Origin of the sequence: Acinetobacter sp. WCHAc060033, from assembly GCF_004209125.1 — a bacterium.
In the GTDB taxonomy this organism is placed as follows: Bacteria; Pseudomonadota; Gammaproteobacteria; order Pseudomonadales; family Moraxellaceae; genus Acinetobacter; species Acinetobacter wuhouensis.
Window position 1 is genome coordinate 1 of record NZ_SGSW01000081.1, and the last position, 7,202, is coordinate 7,202.

At 36.4% G+C, this 7,202-nt stretch carries 8 protein-coding genes and 1 pseudogene; all 9 read right to left on the reverse strand.

The window, feature by feature from the left end:
• A partial coding sequence (locus tag EXE10_RS19600) for a replication initiation protein (protein ID WP_165383058.1) occupies nt 1–689 on the reverse strand: 689 nt, incomplete at its 3' end.
• A 641-nt stretch (nt 690–1,330) separates the two neighbouring features.
• Nucleotides 1,331–3,856, reverse strand: a complete 2,526-nt coding sequence (locus EXE10_RS19605) for a mobilization protein (protein WP_228256870.1) — start codon at nt 3,854–3,856, stop codon at nt 1,331–1,333.
• A complete protein-coding gene (mobC, locus tag EXE10_RS19610) occupies nt 3,840–4,328 on the reverse strand; it encodes a plasmid mobilization relaxosome protein MobC (RefSeq protein ID WP_130114478.1) in 489 nt (162 codons plus the stop codon). Before mobC ends, EXE10_RS19605 begins: the two co-directional genes overlap by 17 nt.
• Before the next feature lie 311 nt (nt 4,329–4,639).
• A complete protein-coding gene (locus EXE10_RS19615; protein WP_130114479.1) occupies nt 4,640–5,059 on the reverse strand; it encodes a hypothetical protein in 420 nt (139 codons plus the stop codon).
• A 133-nt stretch (nt 5,060–5,192) separates the two neighbouring features.
• The gene (locus tag EXE10_RS19620) at nt 5,193–5,474 is read right to left on the reverse strand and encodes a type II toxin-antitoxin system YafQ family toxin (RefSeq protein WP_130114480.1); all 282 of its coding nucleotides are present in this window, start codon (nt 5,472–5,474) and stop codon (nt 5,193–5,195) included.
• Nucleotides 5,467–5,760: a type II toxin-antitoxin system RelB/DinJ family antitoxin gene (locus EXE10_RS19625; RefSeq protein WP_130114481.1), complete on the reverse strand. Its 294-nt coding sequence runs from the start codon at nt 5,758–5,760 to the stop codon at nt 5,467–5,469. Before EXE10_RS19625 ends, EXE10_RS19620 begins: the two co-directional genes overlap by 8 nt.
• Nucleotides 5,761–5,879: 119 nt before the next feature.
• Nucleotides 5,880–6,290, reverse strand: coding sequence for a MarR family transcriptional regulator (locus EXE10_RS19630; protein ID WP_130114482.1), 411 nt, complete (start codon nt 6,288–6,290; stop codon nt 5,880–5,882).
• Nucleotides 6,291–6,294: 4 nt separating this feature from the next.
• On the reverse strand, nt 6,295–6,708 hold the full coding sequence (locus tag EXE10_RS19635; RefSeq protein ID WP_130114483.1) for an SRPBCC family protein: 414 nt from the start codon (nt 6,706–6,708) through the stop codon (nt 6,295–6,297).
• 247 nt (nt 6,709–6,955) lie between these two features.
• Nucleotides 6,956–7,202: pseudogene (locus EXE10_RS21775) on the reverse strand (replication initiation protein); the annotation flags it as partial.

A 7,202-nucleotide genomic window follows, 5' to 3' on the forward strand; every position in this document is an offset into this window, starting at 1 on the left:
TTTGGCTTGGGCTTCTCTCTAACAATAAACTTAAAACCAACGACTGACCGCCCTTGTTTAACGTTTTCATAAGTGAGTTCAATGTCTGTATTAGCTGTAATTTCATCTAATGAAGGCTTAATTACACGATCTTTTAAATTACATAGCTTGTCGTAGGACTTTGGCAAACCTAACTCAGTTTTTATATGCTCTAAGGACATTTCAAATTGTCCCATAGCTTGATATTTTTTTGCTAAATGATATAGGTCGAATGAGTAGTCTTTTTTCAGACTGAGTACGATGTCTTTTTTGTACTTAGTGTATGGATTTAATTTGTCAAACTCTTTGAGCATCAAAAGAACTTCCTCTGGGAAGCATATGGATATTGAACCATTCTCATATATTGCTCTAATGACCCAGTTACAGTAGGTTTTTTTCTTATTATCACCATAGGAAAAATAACGTCTTAACAGATTTTTACTCGCTTCTTCCATTTGCGAATACGCTGAGTTGGTTTTTATACCGCATTCTTTTGCAAAGCTTTCAGATGTTATGGTGATTGCATCTTTTTCAGTTGCATCAATTGTCCGAGCTATAGGACTAGCAAGAATTAATAAGCGTTTTTCATCAATACTCATGCTTTTAAAGCACTCTTGAATCGTATTTTGCATAACAACCCAAGATACAGGGTAGGTTTTTTTATAATCCATTAAACTACATTCCGCAAGAAGTAGTTTTTTATATCATATTGATTTATTTTTGCACACGATTTTTGTAGTTTTTAACATAAAACTACATTAAGTATAGTGTAGTTTAGTTCATGCCATTTGTAGTTTCTAATCATGCCATTTGTAGTTTCTAATGTGCCAAAATCATGCCATTTGTAGTTTAGTTCATGCCATTTGTAGTTTTTTAAAGTCTGAAAGCCTTGCACTGTATGATCTAAAAGGGTGTCTAAAAGTATTTAAAAGCTTTTTAAAAGAATAAAAGAGATTTAAAGACAAAATCAAAGGCTATGGCACTCGCTTCGCTCGTGTCGTTTCAAAAGCAAAAGCAAGATCAAAAGCATTGATAATGTATTCGCTCCGCTCATACTTTTTTAAAAGCAAAAACTTCAACGTTCGCACCCATTCGGGATGCTCTGTACTTACCGTTTTAAATTAAAAGGGAGTTTGTAATCAGGGAGAAGGCAAGTGCGAAATTTTTATGATGCTCAATCGCTCGTAGACACTCGCTCGGTTTAAACTTATTTGAGTCGAAAAGAAAAGTACAAAGCGAACGGAGTGTGAGCGACATAACGAAAAATCACCCACTTCCTCCCATTGATTACTGCTTTTGCTGAATTAGATTTTTAATCTAATTCAAAATCATTGCTTTGTTTTGGTTTGTTTTCAGGTTCTGGCGTTGGCTGTGAGATATATTTTTCGGGACCTGGGGATTTTATCTCTGTGATTAAGTTTTTTATGTCTTCAAAAGTCTCTAAACAGTTTTTGTATGCTTCTCTTTGAGACTTAAAATGCTCATTTTGGGGCTTTAAAATCATTTCACATTTCAAAAATTTAAGCATTCTGTCGTCATTTTTAATGATCTTCTCAATTTGTTCGTAGTCTGAAGTGCGGATATTGCTACTTGCACGAAGCATGTACTTTTTCAAGTTGTCAGTTTTTTCAGATATAAACTCAATGAGTTGTAAGTGATTTTTGCTTTGATATGCTTGGTCTTGCTTCTTCGTAAGTATCTTATGTGAGTCGATATAACCGGGGTAGTAACCGTCGTACCGTAAATTTATAAAATTAGATGCAGGTTGTGGCTCCAGTCTAATATTTTCAATTAAATCGGTTAGCTGTTTAACTTTGAGATCAATGCTATTAAGTCGCCAAGTGTTGTCTCTAGCTTCGCTATTTGCTTGCTCTGAGTCTCTAAGTCGTCGTCTATAGTTTGTGACACTTTGAGTTGCGAGAGCTTCAAGAGAGCTTGTTGTAGGTCTGTTTGCTGTGCTGTGATCGTCTTTTGTGTTGGTGCTAGCGATGTTTGCACTAAGTTGTTGATAATGTCGGTTAAATTCAGTCGATTTAAGGCTTGTATTAATTGCGTCTGCAATTGGTTTTGCAGACTTACTTGAAATTCTTGCTGTAATTGCTCCGAAAAGTTGCCCTGTTCGAGCTTTGAAAGCTCTGCTTTCAGTGTCAAAATCAAAGCTTGTTGAGCTTCTTTCTCGGCTAACAAGTTGTTGATTTTGCTTTTTAAACTCAGCTCGACTTCGCTGTAGTCGCTCAAAATGGTCTTTAATGAATCGATTTGTTGACTCAAAACCTTGTTTTGCTCGGCTAACAAGTTGTTTTGTTGCATCAATAAGCTGTTTTGCTCTGTCAAAAATTGGTCGATTTCGGTCTGCATGATCTAGTTCCGTATTTGTTTCAAGTAATTGGTTTGGCTTGTTATCGCTTGTGCATTCTGTTGAATTATTTGCTTTTGTGCTTCGATGGTTTTCAGATTGCTTTTTATTTGAAAGGCGAAATAAAAACTGATTAAAAGCATCAACGCTGTAAATATCGCTATCCCAAGTAGTCCGTGAAATGCTTTCTGGCTGTTTAATTTTTCCGTCAAAAGACTCTGCAACTGGCTCTCTATTTGCTCGCTTTGGTTCGCTATCGCTTGCTGTACTTGGTGTTGAATACTGTTCTGTAGGAGCTTTTCGTCGATTCTGAGGTTCTGCAACTGCTTGTTGATCTGAGTCTGTAGAGCGTGAATTGAGGTTGAAAACGAATCTATGCTCGATTTCACTTTTGATATTTCCGATAGGTCTATATTCGCTAACTGCGTTTGCAGTGCGTCTATTTGCTCCGTATAGCTCGCTGTTAGCGATTTTATGGCTTGGGGTGATAGATTCCCTATTTCGGTCAAAATCGCTCTGAGATGCGATTTTATGGCCGATGTTGTCTGCTGTACTTCGTTTAAAAGTATAGTGCTGTTGGTGATAGGTCTCTCGCTTTGCTCGATAGTCATCTCGAACGTTTTCAGCGTTTCGGAGAGTTGTTGCAAGCTCACTTGCAGTTGGTCTGCTTTCTGCTTCTGCTCTGAGACGCTCTGAATAAAGTCCAATTTCGAATTGTTCATGATAAAAATCGCCTGAAAGTCTATGTTTTTTGCCATTATTAAGAGTGACAGTTACTGTTTGCTTGGCTCTGACTGAAGCCACGCCCTCAAGTTGCTCGATACAACTAACTATTTCGGCTCTATTTTTTACTATTTGTGTTTTTAAAAGCGTTTTGACGTAGTTATCCACGGTCTTACAAAACTGTTTTTTTGTGAGCGTCTCAAGGTCTTGGCTTGTCAAAATATTTTTTGCTTGGGCATTCAGTTTGGCAATGTGATTCGGCTCTTGTGTCGTTTTCATCAAAAGCAAGTCATCTGGGCGTGACCATTGATATTTTGTGTTGAAATAATCACGCAGCGAGTCGAAATGTTTTTCGTGGTGAGGTGGTGCAATATTCAGTGATTTACCGCTTTGAATATCGAGCCTAGGAGCTAAAACGTGAATGTGCTTTGAGCCATCCTCATCTGTATGAAGGACTGCAAAAAGGTGGTACTGCGAGGGATCTAGTCCCGAAAAAGCATGTTTTTCAAAGTCGTTTAAAACCTCTTGAATCTGCTCGTTAGTCGGATCGTCTTCTTTTGACCATGCGATTACGCCACTGGTGTACTTCCACAAGTGAGGACTGGCATCACAAATGGCGTTGAATGTGGTCGCATCACCACGCAAAACATCAACCCCTACCCGAACATTGCCAAGATGATCGAGCTTATCTAAAACATACGCTGAAGCGTGTGCAGGCGACCCTTTGCCGTGGTTTAAAAATTTAATATGCACTTTCATCCTCCTCAGCCAGTTGTACCGAAGACAACTGCTTTTTAAGCCGTTCTGGGCTTTGTCTGCTGATTTTGGGAAGTGCAGGGAATACTTGTTCTAACTCGGTTTGAATGCCTTTTAAAACTGAAAAAATACTGAAAATATCTAACTTGCGTTGCTCTTGCGGATCAGCATTTTTAATGATGTTCAATGCTCTGGCAATTTGGTTCAGGTTGTTACCGATTTTGGATAGCTCAAGCAGTAAAGCTGGATCTGTTTTTTGATAGCGTTTAACCACTTCGATTACGGTTTTAACTTTGAGCCTAGGCTTCTTTTGTTCTTCTTTGGGCTGTTTAACCGTGATGGCATTTTGCATAACTTCACGTTGAATCAGGGAGTGAATAAAGTCTGTAAAAGTCGTGCCCTCCTTTTCGAGGTGCTTCTCCAGTTGCTCTAGCTGTAGCTCGGTGAGTCTAAAAATTTTACTTTTACTTCGCATATACACATCCCACTAACAGGCTTTTGGTTTTGCTTTTAAGTCAACTTTGTTGACTTGCCCATCTGTGATGGGCCTGGGGTATTAGGGGTTTCCCCTAACAAGTCCCTGTATATCGAAATTCGCAGAATTTTGTATATACAGGTAGGCTTGCTTATCTTATTTAGTAATCTAATTACATTCTACTATATCGGTCAATATTTGTATAAAAAGATCAAAAAAAGGTTTATTAGGTAATAACACTTAAATTTCGTATATGAGTTTTTATGTTGAAATTATGATGAAAATGGGGGACTGACTCATTTACATAACTTTTAAAGGGGAGAAGCAATCCAATAGCCGTAGGTAGAACAAACTTCAGGAATAGAGCGAGTAACAGATTTTGGTATTACTGATGATGGCCCTCCACCAAGAATAATTTCATCCCCTATAAAAACTTTATTATTATTAAATCTATTGGTGATGCTAATCCTGCCATCCTTTGTATATTCTAAATTACTATTATTAGCCCAAATAATAAATGAACTGGTATCACTACCAAGCCGAATACAACCATAAGGGTCTACATGCAGTTTTCCACCAGAAAGTGATGCTCTTGCACCAGAATTAGCATGCTTAATAAAAACTATAGGTTCTACTGCTTCGATGGAGTTAGATACGGGTTGGAGCTTCGCCATACAGCCAGCAAGTAATGTAATAACTATAAAAGTTTGAGCTAAATTTTTTATTCTCATATTGAACTCTTTGAAGGTCATGCAGTGCAGTACTTTGCTTAGCTTCTTTCAAACTTTCTCATATCGCAACTGGCGCAAAGTGGCTCGACTTTGGAACATGGCTAAAGCCATATTTCAAAGCATCGAACTAAAGTTAGCCAAAAATCTCTGAATGACTATCCAACTGGTGTAATTCTAAAACATCATCACCCATTAGCCTATAAATCAAGACTAAATCAGGTTTAATGTGGCAATCTCGACAATTTTTAAACTCAGCCCCACCCTTTAATGGATGATCTAGGTATTTTTCAGGCAATGGCCTATTAGCGACTAAACAGTCCAGTACCTCTGCCCATTCAGCCGTAACCAAATCTAAATAACGTCTTTTAATATCTCGTTTAAATGAGCTGGTTACGATGATCTTTCGTTTAGCCATGAGCTTCATCCGACATGGCTTTGATCGCTTCTTCTACTGTTTCGTACTCGGTGTACTCCCCATTTTCAATTTCTTTAAGAGATTGAAGCAACTTTGCTGCTGCTTTAGGGGTCAGAGTTGGTTCTTTCGCATAGTCAAAAGCTAAGGGAACAGTTCTTGTTTTCACCACCTGATTTAAAAAAAGTTTAAATGCTTGTGGCATGGTTAAACCATATTCTTCAAAAATATGATTTGCATTATCCCTCAAGTCTTCTTCTAAACGCATATTAAAATTGACTGCGGACATGGTTAATTCCTCTAAAACCAATAATGTAAAGATAATATAAGGCATTATCTTTACATATTCATTACTTTTGATGTAATAAATGGTTTCTAACAGCTAAATTTCGTATAACGGCCATTATGTTAAATTGAAAATTGATCAAAAAATTCTTTATCAAATTTTTCAACAATAGGTATCGCTAGAGATAATTGCTGTTGCCCAGTGTCAGTGATACTAATCAAATTAGTTCGTAGATCTTGAGGATTAACTTTTTTTTCAATAAAGCCTTTCATTTCTAAACGAGATATTATTTGAGATATATGCATCCTATCCATGTTTGTAAGTTTTGATATATCTTGTTGATTGAAAATCTTGCATTTGTCATTTAGCCATCCGCATATAGCAAGAATAGCGAATTGCGGTTGAGTCATATCTAAGGGCTTTAAAAGAATATTCAGTTGATGTTGCCAATTTAAAAAGCTTTGCCAAAATCTAAAGCCAGGGCTATTTTTAGGACCCTCATAAACAGAAAAAAACCACTTTGTATCTACCATATTTTCACTTACCTTCAATAAAACTTTTTAATGAACATAAAGTGCTAGGCAGTGACTTTTGAATAGACTTACCAATGAGATATTTAAATAAAAATTGGAAAGGACCTGAAAAGGTAACACTATGTATCACAATGGTTCCTTCATCATCTTTAACTAATTCATGCTTAAATAGCATGTGACAAAGAGGTAATTTGCTTGAAACAGTAAATGATTTTCCTTGAGTAACCTCAGTAATCTCAATAGATGTTTTTGGACCTTTTTTAGGTTTTAGTATCCCTTTAGCTCCAATAGTTAAACCATTAGGAATGTCTACAGAAGAAACTTCAGGGTCCCAAACTAACCATGATTTTATGTCTTGATATAAATTAAATATATTATCAGGAGAAGATTTAATTCGAATTGTTTTGATAATTTCCATTTTAAATCCCATATTGTAAATATATTTACAATATACATGTAGTAAAGAGATTATTCAAATTCTCTAAAATTAACATAATACACCTTATGCGAAATGCGCTATAATTAACCTTAGAAATCAATGCTGTAGTTTCTAATTTTCGGCCCAATCAACCTAGATTGGGCTTTTTTTATGATTATTCACGTTCCACGCCTATTTTTTAAGCTATGTTTCACAGAATTTGTTAGCTTATATGGATAATTTGATTTTATGGTTTGAAATCCGTTTTTTGATGTAGAGCCTTCAAAATTCGTTTAGCCGTTTCTTCCCTTACACTTTTGGGATCTCGTAAAATCCCACTAATCCAAATTGCAAAGGTAGGATAGTCAGGAAAATTACTAAGGTCAGAGAGTTCAGACAGTTTAGATAGAATTGTGCTGTATTTATTAATTTGAGCATCAGACATATTACAGAATAGATCTACTGTTTTTATATCTCTTTTTGGTGCTAAGAGT

Excerpts from the sequence above, each read along its gene's own strand:
- EXE10_RS19615 (WP_130114479.1), bottom strand. The coding sequence starts at position 5,059 with ATGAGAATAAAAAATTTAGCTCAAACTTTTATAGTTATTACATTACTT.
- EXE10_RS19635 (WP_130114483.1), bottom strand. The coding sequence starts at position 6,708 with ATGGAAATTATCAAAACAATTCGAATTAAATCTTCTCCTGATAATATA.
- EXE10_RS19625 (WP_130114481.1), bottom strand. The coding sequence starts at position 5,760 with ATGTCCGCAGTCAATTTTAATATGCGTTTAGAAGAAGACTTGAGGGAT.
- EXE10_RS19620 (WP_130114480.1), bottom strand. The coding sequence starts at position 5,474 with ATGGCTAAACGAAAGATCATCGTAACCAGCTCATTTAAACGAGATATT.
- EXE10_RS19630 (WP_130114482.1), bottom strand. The coding sequence starts at position 6,290 with ATGGTAGATACAAAGTGGTTTTTTTCTGTTTATGAGGGTCCTAAAAAT.
- EXE10_RS19605 (WP_228256870.1), bottom strand. The coding sequence starts at position 3,856 with ATGAAAGTGCATATTAAATTTTTAAACCACGGCAAAGGGTCGCCTGCA.
- mobC (WP_130114478.1), bottom strand. The coding sequence starts at position 4,328 with ATGCGAAGTAAAAGTAAAATTTTTAGACTCACCGAGCTACAGCTAGAG.